The 17,656-nt window shown below is 59.3% G+C and carries 18 protein-coding genes; 8 read left to right on the top strand and 10 right to left on the bottom strand.

The features are described 5' to 3' along the window. Nucleotides 1–128: 128 nt before the first annotated feature. Nucleotides 129–848, top strand: coding sequence for a response regulator transcription factor (locus IEV53_RS08370; protein ID WP_188426341.1), 720 nt, complete (start codon nucleotides 129–131; stop codon nucleotides 846–848). Nucleotides 849–1,009: 161 nt separating this feature from the next. Here the strand turns inward: IEV53_RS08370 and IEV53_RS08375 are convergent, their stop codons facing one another. Then, a complete protein-coding gene (locus IEV53_RS08375) occupies nucleotides 1,010–1,813 on the bottom strand; it encodes an exodeoxyribonuclease III (RefSeq protein ID WP_188426342.1) in 804 nt (267 codons plus the stop codon). Nucleotides 1,814–1,891: 78 nt separating this feature from the next. On the opposite strand from IEV53_RS08375, the gene IEV53_RS08380 reads away from it, so the two are divergent. The 4 genes from IEV53_RS08380 (at nucleotide 1,892) to IEV53_RS08395 (ending at nucleotide 7,400) form a co-directional block, all read left to right on the top strand. After that, nucleotides 1,892–2,881, top strand: a complete 990-nt coding sequence (locus tag IEV53_RS08380) for a dipeptidase (protein ID WP_188426343.1) — start codon at nucleotides 1,892–1,894, stop codon at nucleotides 2,879–2,881. Nucleotides 2,882–3,178: 297 nt separating this feature from the next. Beyond that, on the top strand, nucleotides 3,179–5,074 hold the full coding sequence (gene uvrC / locus IEV53_RS08385; RefSeq protein WP_188426344.1) for an excinuclease ABC subunit UvrC: 1,896 nt from the start codon (nucleotides 3,179–3,181) through the stop codon (nucleotides 5,072–5,074). A gap of 112 nt (nucleotides 5,075–5,186) precedes the next feature. Continuing rightward, the gene (gene pgsA / locus IEV53_RS08390) at nucleotides 5,187–5,792 is read left to right on the top strand and encodes a CDP-diacylglycerol--glycerol-3-phosphate 3-phosphatidyltransferase (protein WP_188426345.1); all 606 of its coding nucleotides are present in this window, start codon (nucleotides 5,187–5,189) and stop codon (nucleotides 5,790–5,792) included. Nucleotides 5,793–6,950: 1,158 nt separating this feature from the next. Then, nucleotides 6,951–7,400 (top strand): hypothetical protein, encoded by a 450-nt coding sequence (locus tag IEV53_RS08395; RefSeq protein ID WP_306414301.1) that lies wholly within the window; start codon nucleotides 6,951–6,953, stop codon nucleotides 7,398–7,400. A 47-nt stretch (nucleotides 7,401–7,447) separates the two neighbouring features. Here IEV53_RS08395 and IEV53_RS08400 read toward each other — a convergent pair whose 3' ends face one another. Further along, the gene (locus IEV53_RS08400; RefSeq protein WP_188426346.1) at nucleotides 7,448–8,305 is read right to left on the bottom strand and encodes a DMT family transporter; all 858 of its coding nucleotides are present in this window, start codon (nucleotides 8,303–8,305) and stop codon (nucleotides 7,448–7,450) included. Between the two features lie 148 nt (nucleotides 8,306–8,453). Between IEV53_RS08400 and IEV53_RS08405 the strand changes: the two genes are divergently transcribed. Next, nucleotides 8,454–9,845 carry an aminotransferase-like domain-containing protein gene (locus tag IEV53_RS08405; RefSeq protein ID WP_188426347.1) on the top strand — a complete coding sequence of 464 codons (1,392 nt, stop codon included), beginning with the start codon at nucleotides 8,454–8,456 and terminating at the stop codon, nucleotides 9,843–9,845. A gap of 42 nt (nucleotides 9,846–9,887) precedes the next feature. Here the strand turns inward: IEV53_RS08405 and lexA are convergent, their stop codons facing one another. Beyond that, entirely contained in the window at nucleotides 9,888–10,604 is a 717-nt protein-coding gene (lexA, locus tag IEV53_RS08410; RefSeq protein WP_188426348.1) for a transcriptional repressor LexA, read from the bottom strand. 235 nt (nucleotides 10,605–10,839) lie between these two features. Here lexA and rpmG point away from each other — a divergent pair, with 235 nt between their 5' ends. Beyond that, nucleotides 10,840–11,007: a 50S ribosomal protein L33 gene (gene rpmG / locus IEV53_RS08415; RefSeq protein ID WP_188426349.1), complete on the top strand. Its 168-nt coding sequence runs from the start codon at nucleotides 10,840–10,842 to the stop codon at nucleotides 11,005–11,007. Between the two features lie 122 nt (nucleotides 11,008–11,129). Here rpmG and IEV53_RS08420 read toward each other — a convergent pair whose 3' ends face one another. Together IEV53_RS08420 and eno are read right to left on the bottom strand one after the other, a co-directional pair. Then, nucleotides 11,130–11,459, bottom strand: coding sequence for an FtsB family cell division protein (locus IEV53_RS08420; RefSeq protein ID WP_188426350.1), 330 nt, complete (start codon nucleotides 11,457–11,459; stop codon nucleotides 11,130–11,132). A gap of 111 nt (nucleotides 11,460–11,570) precedes the next feature. Continuing rightward, nucleotides 11,571–12,851 (bottom strand): phosphopyruvate hydratase, encoded by a 1,281-nt coding sequence (gene eno / locus IEV53_RS08425; protein WP_023977385.1) that lies wholly within the window; start codon nucleotides 12,849–12,851, stop codon nucleotides 11,571–11,573. Nucleotides 12,852–12,951: 100 nt separating this feature from the next. Here eno and IEV53_RS08430 point away from each other — a divergent pair, with 100 nt between their 5' ends. After that, complete coding sequence (locus IEV53_RS08430; protein WP_188426351.1) at nucleotides 12,952–13,440, top strand: DUF3429 domain-containing protein; 489 nt, start codon at nucleotides 12,952–12,954, stop codon at nucleotides 13,438–13,440. On the opposite strand, the gene IEV53_RS08435 is transcribed toward IEV53_RS08430, so the two are convergent. From IEV53_RS08435 to tpiA, 5 genes are all read right to left on the bottom strand, one after another. Beyond that, nucleotides 13,428–13,901 (bottom strand): OsmC family protein, encoded by a 474-nt coding sequence (locus IEV53_RS08435; protein WP_188426352.1) that lies wholly within the window; start codon nucleotides 13,899–13,901, stop codon nucleotides 13,428–13,430. The genes IEV53_RS08430 and IEV53_RS08435 overlap by 13 nt on opposite strands. Next, nucleotides 13,891–14,718, bottom strand: coding sequence for a 3-deoxy-8-phosphooctulonate synthase (kdsA, locus tag IEV53_RS08440; protein ID WP_188426353.1), 828 nt, complete (start codon nucleotides 14,716–14,718; stop codon nucleotides 13,891–13,893). The genes IEV53_RS08435 and kdsA overlap by 11 nt, the downstream gene beginning before the upstream one ends. Further along, the gene (locus tag IEV53_RS08445) at nucleotides 14,715–16,346 is read right to left on the bottom strand and encodes a CTP synthase (RefSeq protein WP_188426354.1); all 1,632 of its coding nucleotides are present in this window, start codon (nucleotides 16,344–16,346) and stop codon (nucleotides 14,715–14,717) included. The genes kdsA and IEV53_RS08445 overlap by 4 nt, the downstream gene beginning before the upstream one ends. 92 nt (nucleotides 16,347–16,438) lie before the next feature. Continuing rightward, the gene (gene secG, locus IEV53_RS08450; protein ID WP_188426355.1) at nucleotides 16,439–16,807 is read right to left on the bottom strand and encodes a preprotein translocase subunit SecG; all 369 of its coding nucleotides are present in this window, start codon (nucleotides 16,805–16,807) and stop codon (nucleotides 16,439–16,441) included. A gap of 34 nt (nucleotides 16,808–16,841) precedes the next feature. Continuing rightward, nucleotides 16,842–17,591, bottom strand: a complete 750-nt coding sequence (gene tpiA, locus IEV53_RS08455; RefSeq protein WP_188426356.1) for a triose-phosphate isomerase — start codon at nucleotides 17,589–17,591, stop codon at nucleotides 16,842–16,844. Between the last annotated feature and the right edge of the window lie 65 nt (nucleotides 17,592–17,656).

A 17,656-nucleotide genomic window follows, 5' to 3' on the forward strand; every position in this document is an offset into this window, starting at 1 on the left:
CAGTCGCATTGGCGTTGTCACGATATCCGTGTAAGTCTCACGGTTAAAACAAGGCCCTTTCTTCACTATTGAAGGGTGTGGTCTTGGCTCAGGGGTATTACCCCAAAGATGGTGAGAGAAGGTTATACATGCCTGGTCCGCGTCCTGTCCTGATTGTTGACGATGATGATACGCTTCGCCAACTGCTGGTCGAACAACTCAAGCTCGAGGGTGAGTTCGAGCCCATTCAGGCTGCCTCCGTTGCCGAAGCGAAAGAGAAGCTCGGTGTTACCGATGTGCGTGTCGATGCCATTCTTCTCGACGTTACCCTGCCCGATGGCGATGGTCGCGATTTCTGCGCCGAGCTGCGTCGTCAGGGTATCCGCATGCCGATTATTATCCTGACCGGATCGGATGACGAAGCCGACGTGGTGCGAGGGCTGGATGCCGGGGCGAACGACTATGTCGCCAAGCCGTTCCGTATCGCCGAGCTTCTGGCCCGTCTGCGTGCCCAGCTGCGTCTGTTCGAAAACAGTGAAGATGCTGTTTTTCCGATCGGGCCGTATCTGTTCCGTCCTTCTTCCAAGATCCTGCAGGAACCGGCAAAGAACCGCCGTATCCGCCTGACGGAAAAGGAAGCGGCCATCCTGAAATATCTCTATCGTGCCGGGCACCGCCCGATTGCGCGTCAGGTGCTGCTGAACGAAGTCTGGGGCTATAACGCCGCCGTCACAACGCATACGCTTGAGACGCATATCTATCGTCTGCGCCAGAAGATTGAGCCCGATCCGGCAAATGCCTCCCTGCTTCTGACGGAAGGGGGCGGTTATCGCCTCAATCCGGAAGGTAGCGACGCCCTGATGGGCTGAGCAGCCAGCAAGGACTGAGTGACAGAAAACCCGGCTCCGCAAGGTGCCGGGTTTTTTCATATCAGGGCCTCAGGTGGAGTTGTCTGTCTGCGTCACCATGTTCGGGAGCGTCATGCTCCCTTGTTGGCCGGTTACTGGTCCCTGGTGAAGCGCAGCGCGTTTCAGGCGAAGGTCAGATCGAGATCAACCATTACGGGCACGTGGTCCGACGGGCTGGCCCAGTCGCGCACGTCCCGGAGTACTTCCATTCCCTTCAGGGCGGGCGCCAGATCCTGTGTCAGCCAGACATGGTCGAGGCGGCGGCCGCGATTGGAGAGTTTCCAGTCACGATTACGGTACGACCACCACGTATAGAGCTTTTCCTGCGCTGGTACGACGAGCCGCATGGCATCCACGAAGCCGGTGTCCTGCCAGGCTTGCAGCCTTTCGATCTCTGGTGGGGTGTGACTGACGACCGTAGCAAGCTGTTTGTGGCTCCAGACGTCATGTTCGAGCGGGGCGATGTTCAGGTCACCGACGACGATCGAACGCACTGGCACGTTCTCTTTAAACCACGAGGTTACTTCCTCGAGAAAAGCCAGCTTGTGAGCGAATTTGTCGTTCACGGCCGGGTCGGGAATGTCACCTCCGGCAGGGACGTAGAAATCATGCAGGATGACTGGCCCTGTGCTGGTCTCGAACAGAATACCGGCATGGCGCGTGTCGCTTTTGCCGCACCAGTCGGGCACGGCTTCAAGCGGGGTCATGGCGTGGCGTGAGAGAATGGCAACCCCGTTATAGCCCTTCATCCCGAGGAAATGCTGGTGTGGATAGCCCATTTCACGCAGCGCTTCGGCAGGAAACAGAGCGTCCGGCACTTTTGTTTCCTGCAGGCAGATGATGTCCGGGTTCTGTTCTTCTGCCAGGCGCTGGAGCAAAGGCAGTCTCAGCCGCAACGAATTGATATTCCACGTCATCAGTCGCATGGGACAGGGCCTTTCAAATTGGCAGGAGGAGGAGGAATACCCCTTGCGGGGGCGTTGCAACAGACCATTTAAGCAATCATGACACGCGATATTCATGACCGCCTTCTGACACTCGACTCCCATATCGATATCCCCTGGCCCGACCGGAACGATTTCGAAACCGGCTCAGCCGAACGCCAGGTCGATCTGCCCAAGCTTCGTGCTGGTGGCCTCAAGGCAGTCTGCCTTGCCGCCTATATTCCCCAGACCCGACTTGAAGACGCGCCGCGCCAGCAGGCCTGGGAGCGTGTTCAGGCGATGCTTGAGGTGATCAATGGCCTTGGCAGTGAGGCTGTGTCTGTCTGCGCGTCAGTCAAGGCAGTGCGTGAGGCGGTGGCTTCAGGGCGCGTGGCAGTCGTGCCTGCTGTCGAAAACGGCCATGCGCTGGGGGGCGATCTCTCCCGTGTCGACCGACTGGCCGCTTATGGCGTGCGATATATGACCCTGACCCATAATGGCCATAACGATCTGGCCGATGCCGCGATTCCTCTTCCTGCGCTTGGCAATGATCGCGCTCTGCATGGCGGGCTCTCGCCGCTGGGGCGGGCCGTTATTGCGCGTATGAACGAGACAGGCATCGTGGTCGATGTTTCCCACGCAGCGAAGACCACCATGATGCAGGCGGTTGCGCTGTCGTCGCGGCCGATCGTCGCCAGCCATTCCTGCGCGCGCGCCCTGTGTGATCACCCGCGGAATCTGGATGACGAACAGCTGCTCAGCCTTCGTGATGCGGGAGGCGTAATCCAGATCACGGCCATGTCGTCTTTCCTCAAGCCCAGCGCGCAGGGCAGGGCCTCTGTGGCGGATCTCGCCCGTCATGTGCGCTATGTGGCCGATCTGATCGGCGTGGCCCATGTGGGCGTGTCTTCCGATTTTGATGGTGGGGGGCAGATCGAGGGCTGGGCGGATGCATCGCAGACTGCGTCGGTCACGGAGGCGCTGCGCCGGGAGGGGTTCGCTGAAAGCGAGCTTGCAGCCATCTGGGGAGGCAATTTTCTGCGCGTGCTGGAGCAGGCGGAGGCACGCTGAACGGAACTTCGAACAAAACAGGATCGTTCTGTGTGGCGGGATGCAAAATTTGTCCACTTTCCGGCCCGTTCCGGTATTGACACCCTGTGATTCCAAGGTCTTGACGCGGTTTCTTCCATACGGATTGGCAAAATTGTTATTTTTCAGTGCCTTACCATTCGATGCCCAAAAATTAGGCAAAGCGTCGCAAAGCGCGCCAAACTGCGCCCGTCATCAATTTGTCACGCGATCCCCCACAGACTTATCCACATGTTCCGTGGATGAAGTTGGCGTCATCATGGCATCGGGCTCGCAGCCATGAACAAAGCGAATGAAGCGGGCGATATTGGCGCGGGCCTCTCTGACCAGACTGGCCCCAGACAGGGCCCAGACGCCATTCGTGAGGCGCTGAAGACCATTCCATTGTCGCCGGGCGTCTATCGTATGCTCGGCGCCAAGGGGGAGGTGCTCTATGTCGGCAAAGCCCTCAGTCTCAAGAAGCGCGTGTCATCCTATCTGCGTCTGAATCAGCTGCCGGAGCGCCTGCGCCGCATGGTCAGCCTCACATGCTCAATGGAGATTGTGACGACACGCACAGAGGCCGAGGCGCTGCTTCTCGAAGCCAATTACATCAAGAAGATGAAGCCGCGCTTCAATATCCTGTTGCGGGACGACAAATCCTACCCGTGGATCATGCTCACCGAGGGTCATGAGTTTCCGCAGATTACCAAGCAGCGTGGCAGGCCGATCAAGGATGCCACCTATTGGGGGCCTTTTGCGTCGGCCTGGGCAGTCAATCAGACGCTCAATCTCATCCAGCGCAGCTTTCTGCTGCGTTCGTGCAGCGATTCAGTGCTTTCGACGCGTACGCGCCCTTGTCTGCTGTTCCAGATCCGACGCTGCTCGGCGCCCTGTGTCGACCGCGTGACCCCGGGGGAGTACGGCGAACTGGTCGAGGAGACAAAGCAGTTTCTCTCCGGCAAGAGCACGGATGTTCAGAAGGCGCTCGTCGAGGAAATGGAGAAGGCCTCCGAAGCGCTCGAATTCGAACGGGCTGCAGCGATCCGAGACCGGATACGCGGTTTCTCCAGTATGCAGGAATCCGGCATCATCAATCCGGCTTCTATCGGTGACGCTGACATCATTGCCTTGTGGCAGCAGGCAGGAAAGACCTGTCTTCAGGTCTTTTTCATTCGCAACAGCCGCAACAATGGCAATCGGGCCTTTTATCCCGAACATGCGGATGACGATCAGGCAGCTGATATTCTCAGTGCGTTTCTGCTGCAATTCTACGACGACAAGCCGCCACCGCCGCAGATCCTGCTCAATTGCGATCCCGCTGAGCTCGATCTGGTCTCAGAGGCGCTCAGTCTCAGGCGGGGCCGAAAGGTCGAGTTGCTGCAACCACAGCGTGGTGAACGCCGCGATGTCGTGCGCCATGCCGAGACCAATGCGCGTGAGGCGCTCGAGCGCCGTCTTGCAGAGAGTGCCGGGGTCAGCAAGCTGCTTGACGGCGTGGCATCTGTCTTCGGGCTGGAGGCCCCTCCTGGGCGTATCGAGACTTACGACAACTCGCATATCATGGGACAGCACGCTTATGGCGTCATGGTGGTGGCAGGGCCGGAAGGCTTCACCAAGCGCGCCTATCGCAAATTCGCCATCAAGGGCCCTGTCACGCCCGGCGACGATTTCGGCATGATGCGAGAGGTCATGGAGCGGCGATTCGGCAAGCGGGATCCCGATGCCCCGGATGAGCGTCCGCAGGACTGGCCCGATCTGCTCCTGATTGATGGTGGTCTCGGCCAGTTCAACGCAGTCAGAGCCGTGCTGGAAGAGCTCAATGTCCGTGATATTCCGATCGTGGCCATTGCCAAGGGACCGGATCGCGATGCAGGGCGTGAGTGGTTCTTTCAGGAGGGACGGACGCCATTCCAGCTGCCGCCCAACGACCCGGTGCTGTATTACCTGCAACGGCTCCGCGACGAGGCGCATCGTTTTGCAATCACGACCCATCGTGCAGGGCGGAGCAAGGCCATCAAGACTTCCGAGCTCGACAGCGTGCCCGGAATTGGTGCGGTCAGGAAGCGCGCTCTCCTGAATCGCTTTGGCTCGGTGCGTGGTGTGCGTGGTGCGAGCGAGGAGGAACTCATCTCGGTGGCGGGTATCAATTCAGAAACCGCGCGTACGATTTATGCGTTTTTTCATCCGCAATGAAGCCAGAGTGACTATGATGGTGCGGTAACACCATCCTATCATGGGGCATGATTCCCATTTCGAGGCTCTGCAACGCCCCCGGCGGCTTCCCCAGCGGCTTCAGGAACGATTAATGCTGACAGATCTGCCCAATATCCTGACCTTGCTGCGTATCGCTTCGATACCGGTGCTGATTGCCCTGATTGCTTTCGCAAGTCCGGTTACGGATGGTCTGGCCTGCATTGTGTATATCGCGGCCTGCATTACCGACTATCTCGATGGCATGCTGGCGCGGCGCTGGAAGCAGGGGTCGGAGCTGGGGCGGATGATGGACCCCATCGCCGACAAGCTGCTGGTCGGTGCCCTGCTGCTCGCCCTGGCGGGCTATGGACGTCTGGTAGACGGGGCGCTTTTTGCAGCAATCATCATTCTGATACGTGAGATCATGGTCAGTGGCTTGCGCGAGTTTATGGCCAGTCAGCGCGCGACCCTGCCTTCGACGCGTCTAGCCAAGTGGAAGACCGGCATCCAGATGGTGGCGATCGGCTGTCTGCTGGCCGGCGATGCCATGCCGCGCCTGATCGGGTTGGATGGCATCTCATTCTCCACCCTGGGCGCCGTCCTGCTGTGGTTCTCGGTTATTCCGACTGTCCTGAGCGGCTGGGGCTACCTTGTGACGGGGTTGTCTCGGATGATGGGGAACCGTCCCGATGGCTCTTCTGCCAAGGTCAGTCATTGATCTGCTGAGCAGGGTACAGAGGGGTTCGGTCGGCCTTTGCGTCTTGGCCGTGCGTTGTGGTGATGTGTCTGCTGACAATGCTCCGAGTGGATGAATCCACAGGGGTTTGCCTCTCTGTCACCCGCAATATTGAGTGGCTTCTCCTGTATTTTGGTCTGCGGGGCGACCTACGTCCTGTCTAATAAGGCAGGTGGCTCTGCCTGGCGGGCCAAATGCGTAGGCACTCGCCTTGGCGGTCGTTGAAGCGCACTCCTCGAAGTTTATGGTCGCCTGACGGTGGCGTTCAAAAGGGAAATACCCCCGCTGATAGCGAGTAGAGCACGTTTCCTTCTCTGTGCATGGAAGAGCGCGTCAGACCCCGCCTTAATTAAGGTCGACCATTGGCGTCTCGGCGGATATGGCGGGTGAAGTCGTTCGGCGCTTCTGGTCTCTCAACGTCTTTTGGAGAGCTTGCAGGCACGGATATGCGTATGGAAAGCGAGATGACACATTGGATTTGCTGCAGGACAAAATTCTGCCAGCGGAAGAGCCCGCCTGTTGCTGTGAAACGCCGGTTTTCTGAGTGACGATCGTGTGTGTCGGTCGGTCCGGCACAAAACGCCGCCCATATCCCCAACCAACCGGATTGGGAGGATTTATTCGATCAACGGCTATCAATACTTTGGGTTGTCACATGTGTCTGGGTCTTCGGTGCGCCTGTGTTCATGGCGTTGTTACGCAGCCTCATGCGTTCTCTGACCTCGCGGCTCAAGGGTGGTAAGTTCCGGGCGATAAGGTCGGGCGAGCGGTTTGGCGCAGTTGAGTTACGCCTGAGACGGTAGATCCGGAGGTCAGTCGGCTCATGCGCAAACTACGACAGCTTCCGTTTCATCGAGCAGCCTCCGCTGCTGGGGGATTTCGCCTGACGAATTTCACGCAGACACAAACTCAAGATGAGAGAATTGTAAGGCTTTGAAGCAGGCAGGCAAGTATTCCGGTCTATACATGTTCTGTATCTGGCGTTGGACGATCTTAACGCTTAAAAGAGCAGGGCAGACATCTCTGGAGTAAATGATGCGAAAGGCCGCTCTTTTAGCGATCCCTCTTTTTTTGAGTGGCTGTTCCGGTTTTGGGAAATCTATTCAGGACACGGCGACCCTTCCTGGAGCCAATCCGAATATGCCTGAAGGCCAGTCGGAGAATCTGGAGAAAGTGAAGGGTCACGCCTATATCGCCATGCCGATCCTGCCGGAGAGTGGTAATATCTGGCCGGGCGCGCCTCAGCCTCTGCCCACCCTGCGCGACGTCGAAGGGTCACCCAACGGGCTGCGCGATGCGATGTCCGACACGAACAGTTATTTCGGTTCGATGACGAAAGGGCTGGACGCAAGCGGAACCCAGCTCGGCGATGGCGGATCGCTCGCCATCGGCGAGCATGACGGCGTGGTCAACGGGGTACGTGGGGCAGCACGTCCGTCGCTTTCGTCTTCTGTTGAAGATAACGCCCATAGATACATCTCGCCCAGTCGAAGCGGCACGATCATTATCCCCAATGGTGATGGCACCAGCACACAGATCGACCCTGACGGGACTGTGCGTGTGACGAAAGACAAGTCTGCGACTCATTGAAACCGATGAGGAGGGGGCGCGTCCGCCGGACTACGCCCTTTCCGTTTTCAGGCGGCGCGTCTCGCGCCAAAGACACAGAACAGAACGAGGCAGGTAACCCCGACTAGCAGGGGGGGAATGACCTCATGCAAAACGAACGCTGACAGTGCCAGCCCGCCGAAAGGCTGCAGGAGCTGCAACTGCCCGATACGGGCGATTCCGCCCTGAGCCAGGCCATGATACCAGAACACAAAGCCCAGCATCATGCTAAAGAAGGCGACATAGAACAGTGATACCCAGGCTGAGGGCGAGATCTGAACCCAGTTGACGGGATGGTTGGCGAATGCCAGCACGCTCATGAGCGGCAGGGCAAGGATCAGCGCCCAGGAGATCACCTGCCAGCCACCCAGTTGGCGCGACAAGGCGGCGCCTTCAGCATAGCCAAGCCCACAGACAAGGATCGAAGCCAGCATTAATCCGTCGCCGACAAGCGATCCGCCATGGGTCTGGGTCAGCGCGTAGAACAGCACAGCGGCAGCGCCGCAGAGCGAGAAGATCCAGAAACGGAGCGAGGGATGTTCGCCATTGCGCAGAACCGCAAACAGCGCCGTGCTCAGAGGCAAAAGCCCCGTCCACATCGCAGATCTCACGGCCTCGATATATTGCAAGGCACAGGCTGAAAGCAGGGGATAGCCGATGACCACGCCGAGGGCGACGATCGCAAGAGGCAGCAATGCATCGCGCCCCGGCTTTTTCTGGCGGAATACGGTGAGAAGAGCGATGGCGAGTAGGGCGGCTATGACGGCACGTGCTGCAGTCAAAAACAGGGGTGGGAAGCCAGTCTCTGCAAGCCTCGTTGCCGGCAGTGAGCCGCTGAAGATGGTTATGCCGATCATACCACTGACATAGCCACTCGATTGTTTCATGGGTCTTTTCCGCCTGTACCTGACGGGCGATTTACGCCCTGTTCCGAGCGGTCAGTGTGCTGTCGTCCTGCTCGAGAGACCATGGACAGTTCAGTACAGTTGGGCAAAACTGTATGGCATCCAGTAGGCATACAGTTTGCAGGCTCCCATGCGCGAAAAAAACCGGACCGAAACGGTCATTGCCGCTGTGCGCACACGTATCGCCTCAGGCAGTCTGGCGCGAGGTGAGCGCTTGCCCTCGATACGTCGGCTCGCCAGTCAGCATGGCTTTTCTCCTTCGACCATCGCCGAGGCCTATGACCGCCTCGTTGCGGAGGGGATGATTCATGCGCGACCCGGGTCAGGCTATTTTGTCGCGGGCGGCACGCTCGCGCGTTTCGTCCCGAACACGAAACGCGATCACGCGGTGGATCCGTTCTGGGTGTCGCGTCAGGCCCTTGAAGCCGATCCTTCGATCATGCAGCCCGGATGCGGCTGGTTGCCAGAGTCCTGGATGCCACTACCCGCTCTTCGCCATGCGCTTCGCGCGATATCGCGAGAGGAAGGCGTATTGCTGACCGGCTATGGGCCCGCCAGAGGCTCGTTGCCCTTGCGCCAGTTGCTGACGCGACGCTGGGCTGAAGATCAGCTGCATGTGGCACCAGAGCAGATCCTGCTGACAAGCTCCGGCACGCAGGCGGTCGACCTGGTCTGCCGCCTGATGCTTAGCCCCGGCGATACGGTTCTGGTCGATGATCCCTGCTACTTTAACTTTCGGGCGCTTCTGGCCGAGCACCGCGTAAGGGTTATAGGGGTTCCCTGCCTTGCTGATGGCCCTGACCTTGATGCTTTTGCCAGATTACTGAGGCAGGAAGCGCCGATGCTCTATCTGACCAATTCCGGATTGCAGAACCCGGTGGGCTGCACCATCACGTTGCACAAGGCGCATGAGATACTCTCATTGGCCAAGGCGCATGGCGTCACGATAATCGAAGACGACATCTTCGCCGATTTCGCGCCACGCCCCTTTGCGAGCCTTGCCCCATTAGACGGGCTTAACCGTGTGATCCGGATCGGCTCTTTCTCGAAGACCCTCTCGGCCTCACTACGCTGTGGCTACATCGCCGCCTCTTCAGAGATGATCGAGAGGCTCGGGGATCTGCTGATTGCGACTGGCTTTGCCGGTGTCAGTCCTGTTGCAGCCGAGATCGTGAAACACGTCCTGACTGGCGGCTCCTATCGCCGTCACATCGAGGCGCTTCATCGTCGTCTGGCTAAGGCGCGCAAGGACGGGGCTGGGCAGCTCGGATCGCTCGGGATCAAACCTGTCATCATGCCTGAAGGCGGCTTCAGTCTCTGGTGTGAAATGCCTGCTGGCTGCGATGTTACAGATCTGGCGCGAAACGCGCTGGAAGAGGGAATTGTGCTCGCCCCGGGGGCAGTCTTCAGCGCCTCTGGCGAGACGTCGCGCTTTATGCGCTTCAACGTTGCCCAGATGGCCGAGAACAATATCATCGGCCAACTGGCGGTTTTGCTGGGGCGTGGCGCCTCGTCAGGCTAGGTGCTTGTCAAAAGGCAGTTTGCCGCCATGAAACGTGCCGCCTCAGTTGTACTGACGATACAACCCGATCAGCACACCCTGGATACGCACGCGATTCTGCGGGAAGATCTGGGTCTCATAATTCGTGTTTGCGGGCTCAAGCGCGATTGACTTGCCCTTCTGACGCAGGCGCTTGAGCGTGACCTCTTGGTCATCGACCAGTGCCACAACGATCTGTCCGTTTTCTGCTGTCTCGCCCTGGCGGATGATCACTGTATCGCCATCCAAGATGCCGGCATCGATCATGGAATCGCCGGAGACGTGAAGCGCGTAATGCTGTCCATTGGTCAGCTGACCCGCCGGAATGTCGATCTGCTCGCCAGAATCACGAAAGGCCTCGATCGGAAGGCCCGCAGCAATGCGGCCATAAAGCGGCACGCCGACGACGGGCGTCTGGCTGGCTTCGACGGAAGTAGAAACAGCCCTTTCCTGACTATGGGCAAGGCGGGGGAAGCTGCCGCTCTCAGAGGCCGGGGTCTGAATGACGGATGTGGTCGGGGCCTCGGTAACCGGAAGGCGTACAATTTCTAGCGCGCGGGCGCGGTGATGATGACGACGAAGAAAGCCACGCTCCTCAAGGGCTGAGATCAGTCGATGAATTCCCGATTTCGACCGTAGATCAAGCGCTTCCTTCATTTCGTCGAAAGAGGGAGAAAACCCGGTCCGCTTCAGATAGGAGTCGATAAAAAGCAGGAGCTGGTGTTGCTTGCGCGTGAGCATGGGGTTCCTCTCTCCAGGGTCGGGGCAGCCTGAGACCGCGTCAGCCCGGAATCACTATGTTCTTATTAAGTTCTTGCTTCGATCTCTTCAAGATTTTTTCCCCGGAACATCAAAATTAATCCACCGTTTTACCGGAAACACTTGACCTGCGCGCGTAATCCACGCATTTAGGCCCCAGCTTGAAAACGCTGCCGTTCATGTCGCGCGCAGCGACAGATCAGTTTGCGAGGACCCCATGGCAAAGACCAACGTCATTCAGATCCGTCTCGTCTCGACCGCAGAGACCGGATATTTCTACGTCACCAAGAAGAACGCCCGTTCGGCTACCGGCAAGATGGAAGTGCGCAAGTACGACCCCGTCGTCCGCAAGCATGTTGCGTTCCGTGAAGCCAAGATCAAGTAAGATCGGGCTTCACCGATAAATGGAAAAAGCGGCTTTCGAGCCGCTTTTTTTATACCTGCTTCTCTGGATAAGCCCGTCAGGATAGCGCTGGTCTTCCTGGGCAAAGCTGCTGGTGACGGAAGTCAGTACAGCTTCTCGTGTGGGCCGTAGGGAATTACAGTGTCTCCGGTGCGGGCGAGGTTCAGCATAGCCCGCGAGCGTTCATCCAACATATCGGCATCGAGCGCGCGTTCGTTAAGGCTTGTGATGCGGCGTTTCCAGACAGCCTGCTCGTCGTCAGCATCTTTCTGTGCCTGAATAGCCTGATCCATAAGCTTGAGCTGCTGGTGATAGGCCTTGAGACCGTGATCGCCCTGCAGGGCGTTCCATCCGAAATAGGCCGTCAGCCCGAGAAACAGGGCAGGGGGTACGACGGCGCGCACGACGCGGCGGATGGCACGAACGATCTGCACGGAAACTCCACGGTTGCAAGCGGGCTGTTGGGACGTACCCTACCCTGAGGGCTGCGCCGCTTACAATCGGGGATTTGGGAAAGGGAGCGAAATTCGCTCCCCTTCATTGAGTCAGGCGCGCGGAAGGATCGAGCGGCCTGCGTAACGAGCTGCGGTAGCCAGCTCGTTTTCGATACGGATAAGCTGGTTGTACTTTGCCGTACGATCGGAACGCGACAGCGAGCCGGTCTTGATCTGGCCGCAATTCGTGGCGACTGCAAGATCAGCAATGATCGAATCTTCGGTTTCACCCGAACGATGGCTCATGACGCACTTATAGCCGGCGCGATGCGCGGTTTCCATGGCGCGGAGCGTTTCGGTCAGCGTGCCGATCTGGTTGACCTTCACGAGCAGCGCATTGGCCGTGTTGCTCTCGATGCCACGCACCAGACGCTCCGTGTTGGTCACGAACAGATCGTCACCGACGAGCTGCAGCTTGTGACCGAGCTTTGCAGTCAGTTCTGCCCAGCCTTCCCAGTCATCTTCTGCCAGACCGTCTTCGATGGAGACGATCGGGTAGCGTGCGGCGAGATCGGCCAGGTAGTCGATCATGCCGGATGAGTCGAGGTCGCGGCCTTCGCCGTCCATCTTGTAGCGGCCATCGCGATAGAATTCAGTGGCAGCACAATCGAGCGCGAAGGTCACGTCTTCACCAAGGCGGTAACCTGCGCCTTCAACCGACTTCGAGATGAAGCCAAGCGCTTCGTCTGCCGATTTCAGACCCGGTGCGAAACCGCCTTCATCGCCGACATTGGTGTTGTGGCCGGCTGCATGCAGGTTCTTCTTGAGATGGGCGAAAATTTCCGAACCCATACGCACGGCGTCCATGATCGTCGGTGCGCCGACCGGCTGGATCATGAATTCCTGGATGTCGATGGGGTTATCGGCATGCTGACCGCCATTGACGATGTTCATCATCGGCACGGGCAAGGTGTGCGCAAAGACGCCACCGACATAGCGATAGAGCGGAATGTCGAGTTCGAGCGCAGTCGCCTTGGCGGTCGCGAGCGACACGGCGAGGATGGAGTTAGCACCGAGGCGTGCCTTATTGGGCGTGCCGTCCAGCTCGATCATGGCTTCGTCGATCGCGATCTGATCAGACGATTCGGCGCCCTGAAGCGCATCGAGAATTTCGCCTTCAGCGAAAGCGGCAGCCTTCAGAACGCCCTTGCCGCCGTAGCGCGACTTGTCGCCGTCACGCAGCTCGACAGCTTCGTGGGCGCCGGTGGAGGCGCCTGACGGAACGGCTGCACGGCCCTTGGCGCCGGAGGACAGTTCGACCTCGACTTCTACAGTCGGGTTGCCGCGGCTATCCAGAATCTCGCGGGCAATGATATCAATAATGGCGCTCATTTGGGGGCTCCCTGTTTGAACGTTCGAACTTCGGGCATCACAAGGCGTCGAGACACCGGCGCTGTCAACTGGCGTTATGTGAAATGAGGATGGATATTCCGTGAGACCCCTGTCACCGCTCGTCATTTTCCTCGGCATAGCCGGTCTGGTACCGTTTCTATGCCTCGCCATGGCTGCTCTGTTCTGGGGCAGTCTCGGGCCGATCAGCCATATCGGCGTAGCCATGCTTGCCTATGGAGGCTGCATTCTCTCCTTTCTTGGGGCCGTGCATTGGGGCCTTGCGCTCGAACAGCCCGCCATCATGCCTGCGCAGGGCTTGGGCCCGATCAACCGGAGGCGCCTGTTTTTCGGGGTATTGCCTGCGCTGTGGAGCTGGGTCGCCATTTATGCAGGTGTAGTCTGGGCACCGCGTGGCGGCATTCTGATGGAAATGATCGGGTTTATTCTGGTCCTGCTGGCAGAGCGCGCTGCCTATCGCAAGGGCGCGCTGCCTGCCGGGTATTTCCCGTTCCGTGCCCTTCTGACGGCTGTTGTGGTGCTTTGCCTTGCCGCGTGCCTGAGTGCGCCGTTGCAGCCTTATACGATCTGAAAGACCGGCTCGCAGATCACCGGGAAATTGACCGATCGAGCGATGAAGCAATGCGCGTGGGCCTGATCGTGAAGGGCCTGCGCACGTGCCATAGAACTGCCGCTGGCAAGGGTGATGACGGGGCGCAGCGTCGCGCTTTCAAATTCGCCATCGCCTTGCGGGTTTTCCATCATCACCGCCTCGGCTGAATCGCGATAGCCGGTGACGACAATCCCGGCACCAGCGCAAAGGCCGAGATACCAGAGCTTGTGGCAGGCGCTTAGCGAGGCAAGCAGCAACTCGCCCGGATTCCACCCTGTGGGGTCTCCATGAAAGCTGGGATCAGCCGATCCATGGATGACGGGTTTGCCCTCAGCCGAAATATCGTGATTTCGGCCGTAGACATGCCAGGACTGCGTGCCCAGCCCGTGATTGCCTGTCCATTCGGTATCGACCGAATAGACGTGTCGCTTAGAACCCATTGGACTTGGAAAGCTTGTCGAAGGCCTGCAGGGTGGAGAGAAGACCACGCATCCCGGCAAGCGGCACCATGTTGGGGCCGTCGCTCGGCGCGTTATCCGGGTCTTCATGCGTCTCGATGAAAACCGCCGCAACGCCAATGGCTGCTGCGGCCCGCGCCAGGGTCGGAACGAACTGACGCTGGCCACCGGAAGAGCCACCGAGCCCGCCCGGCTGCTGCACGGAATGCGTGGCGTCGAACACGACCGGATAGCCGGTTTCTGCCATGATCGGCAGGCCGCGCATGTCACTTACGAGCGTATTGTAACCGAAGCTAGTGCCGCGGTCGCAAAGCATGATCCGGTCATTGCCGGTCGAGGCGATCTTGGCCGCAACATTCGCCATGTCCCAGGGCGCGAGAAACTGCCCTTTCTTGACATTGATCGCGCGCCCCGTTTCCCCGGCAGCCAGAAGCAGATCGGTCTGACGGCACAGAAAGGCCGGGATCTGCAGCACGTCGACCGCTTCGGCGGCAGGCTTGCACTGTGCGGCGTCATGAACGTCGGTCAGAACCGGACAGCCGAATTCCTCGCGGATGCCAGCCAGAATGTCGAGGCCTTCGGCGAGGCCGATGCCACGCTCGGCTTTGAGTGAGGTGCGATTGGCCTTGTCGAACGAGCTTTTATAGATCCAGCCAATACCGAGCCCGCCGCAAATTTCGGCAAGCCCTGCTGCCATCTCCCGCGCATGCGCCCGGGATTCGATCTGGCAGGGACCAGCGATAAGGGTGAAGGGCTGGCGATTGCCAATGGTCAGCGAGCCGAGAGTGATATCGGTCATGCGAGGCGTGCCTTCTTGACCGCAGCTTCGATGAAGCCCGCAAAGAGCGGATGCGGTGCAAAGGGTTTGGACATGTATTCCGGGTGATACTGCACGCCAACGAACCAGGGGTGGTCAGGATATTCCACCACTTCCGGCAGCACGTCGTCTGGCGACATGCCGGAGAAGACGAGTCCCGTCGCCTCAAGCTGCTGGCGATAATGCACGTTCACCTCATAGCGGTGACGATGACGCTCGCGCACTTCGGACGTGCCATAGATTTCGGCAGCGCGTGAGCCCTGCTTCAGCTTGGCAGGGTAGGCGCCAAGACGCATCGTGCCGCCCATCTCGCCATGTTCACGGCGCCGCAGCATTTCGTTGCCGCGTGCCCATTCGGTCATGAGGCCGACAAGCGGCTCGTCAGTCGGGCCGAACTCGGTCGAAGAAGCCTTTTCCAGACCAGCCAGTGAGCGCGCGCATTCGATGACGGCCATCTGCATGCCGAAGCAGATGCCCAGGAACGGAACACTATTTTCACGGGCATAGCGCACCGCTTCGATCTTGCCCTCTGATCCACGTTCGCCGAAGCCGCCCGGAACAAGAATGCCGTCGACGCGACCCAGCGCGGCAATGGAGTCGGGGTTCTTTTCGAAGGTTTCGGATTCCACCCATTCGAGGCGGACCTTCACCCGGTTGGCAATGCCGCCATGAAGCAGGGCTTCGATGAGCGATTTGTAGCTGTCGAGCAGAGCAGTATATTTGCCGACAACGGCAATGCGCACTTCGCCGTCGGGGTGGCGCAGTGTCTCGACGATTTTCGTCCAGCGGCTCAGATCGGGCTCGCCCTCGACGGGCAGGCCGAAATAGCGCAGCACTTCATCGTCCATGCCTTCCTTGTGATAGGAAATCGGGCAAGCATAGATGGTGTCGACATCGAGAGCCGCGATGACGGCCTCGGGGCGCACATTGCAGAAGCTCGCGATCTTGCGGCGCTCATTCGTTGGTATGGCGCGATCCGAACGGCAGATGAGCATCTGCGGCTGAATGCCGACATTCTGCAGTTCCTTGACGGAATGCTGTGTGGGCTTGGTCTTCAGCTCGCCCGCTGCCGGGATGTAGGGCAACAGCGTGAGATGCACGCACATGGTCTGGTTGTGGCCCAGATCGTTGCGCAGCTGACGGATCGATTCGAGGAAGGGCAGGCTCTCGATATCGCCTACCGTGCCGCCAATCTCGACAAGCACGAAATCATATCCATCGGTGCCGGCAACGACGGCTTCCTTGATGGCATCGGTGATATGGGGAATGACCTGCACGGTCGCGCCGAGATAATCGCCACGACGCTCACGGGCGATCACTTCAGAATAGATGCGGCCAGTCGTCGCATTATCGGCCTTGCGGGCATGAACCCCCGTAAAGCGCTCGTAATGGCCGAGGTCGAGATCGGTCTCGGCCCCGTCATCGGTCACGAAGACTTCGCCATGCTGATAGGGGCTCATCGTCCCTGGATCGACATTGAGATAGGGGTCCAGCTTGCGCATGCGGACCTTGTAGCCGCGCGCCTGGAGGAGAGCCGCAAGGGCAGCAGAAGCTATGCCCTTGCCGAGAGAGGAAACCACGCCACCGGTGATAAATACGAACCGAGTCATGGAAGGCTCTCCTACATTGGATCGCGTTGATAGGGAACGAGAAGATTGCCGTCAGAGCGCTTCTGACGGCAGAAATTTTACGCCCTGTTGCCTTACTGCTTCGTCGGCGCGGCCGGAGCGGGTGCCGGGCTGGTTGCCGGAGCGGGGGCTGCCGGTGTTGCGGGTGCGGCGGTCTGCGGTGCGGAGCTGGCCTGCGCCGGCTGGGCCAGAATGTCGCTGCCGGCATTGGTCGAGGCGCCGCGGTTGAGAACGGCGAGAAGCAGGCAGAGCACCATGAAGACGCCAGCCAGAACGGCCGTGGTGCGCGTCAGCAGGTTGGCCGTGCCACGACCGGTCATGAACGAACCCATTCCCTGGCTGCTGCCAATGCCAAGGCCGCCACCTTCACTCCGCTGGATGAGGATGACGCCGATAAGAGCAATGGTCACGAAGAAATTGAGAACGAGCAGAAGCGTGGTCATGTCCGGCTTTCAGGTAAACACGATAAATATGCCGTCAGGACGCCAGCGGAAGTCCAGCCCGTGCAATGCCGAGAAAGGATCTGGCAGACAGGCTGGCCCCGCCGACGAGCACGCCCCCCACACCGGGAACAGCGAGGATGGACGCGGCATCTTCGGGCTTGACTGAGCCGCCATACAGGACACGCATCGATTTGTCATCCGTTTCCAGATGGCGCGCGAGCGCGTCATGCAGGAAGGTCAGGCGCGATTCGATGTCCTGCTGCGTTGCGGCCTTCCCGGTACCGATGGCCCAGATCGGCTCATAGGCGACGATCCCGTCGAAATCGGGCGGCAGGCATTCGGTAATCTGTTTCCCGAGCCATTCCTCAGCGAGGTTTTCTTCCTTCTGGCGCCCGCTCTCACCGACGCACACAACGGGGCACAGGCCGAATTCCCTGGCACGCATGACCTTGCGTCTTATGAGAGCGTTATATTCGTGATGGTGTTCACGCCGCTCCGAATGCCCGAGGATCACATGGCTCACACCACTATCGGCCAGCATCCCGGCGGAAATATCACCTGTATAGGCACCCTCGATTTCGGCGTGGCAATCCTGTGCGCCGAGCCCCACGCCATGCTCGCTAAGCAGGGGGAAGAGGTGGTGGAGAAGGGTAAAGGGAGGGGCCAGAACAACGTCGCGTTCCTTGAGGATTGCGCCAATTTCTGTCGTGATCGCGCTTGCGAGATCGGTGCCCGCCTTGCGCAGGCCGTGCATCTTCCAGTTGCCGATAATCATCTGGCGCATGATCGTCTCTCCATATCCAGCGATGGACCTGCATAGCTCGGGTCTTTGTGAGCAGGACAGGGGAT

This window comes from Asaia siamensis (assembly GCF_014635085.1).
Classification (GTDB): Bacteria; Pseudomonadota; Alphaproteobacteria; order Acetobacterales; family Acetobacteraceae; genus Asaia; species Asaia siamensis.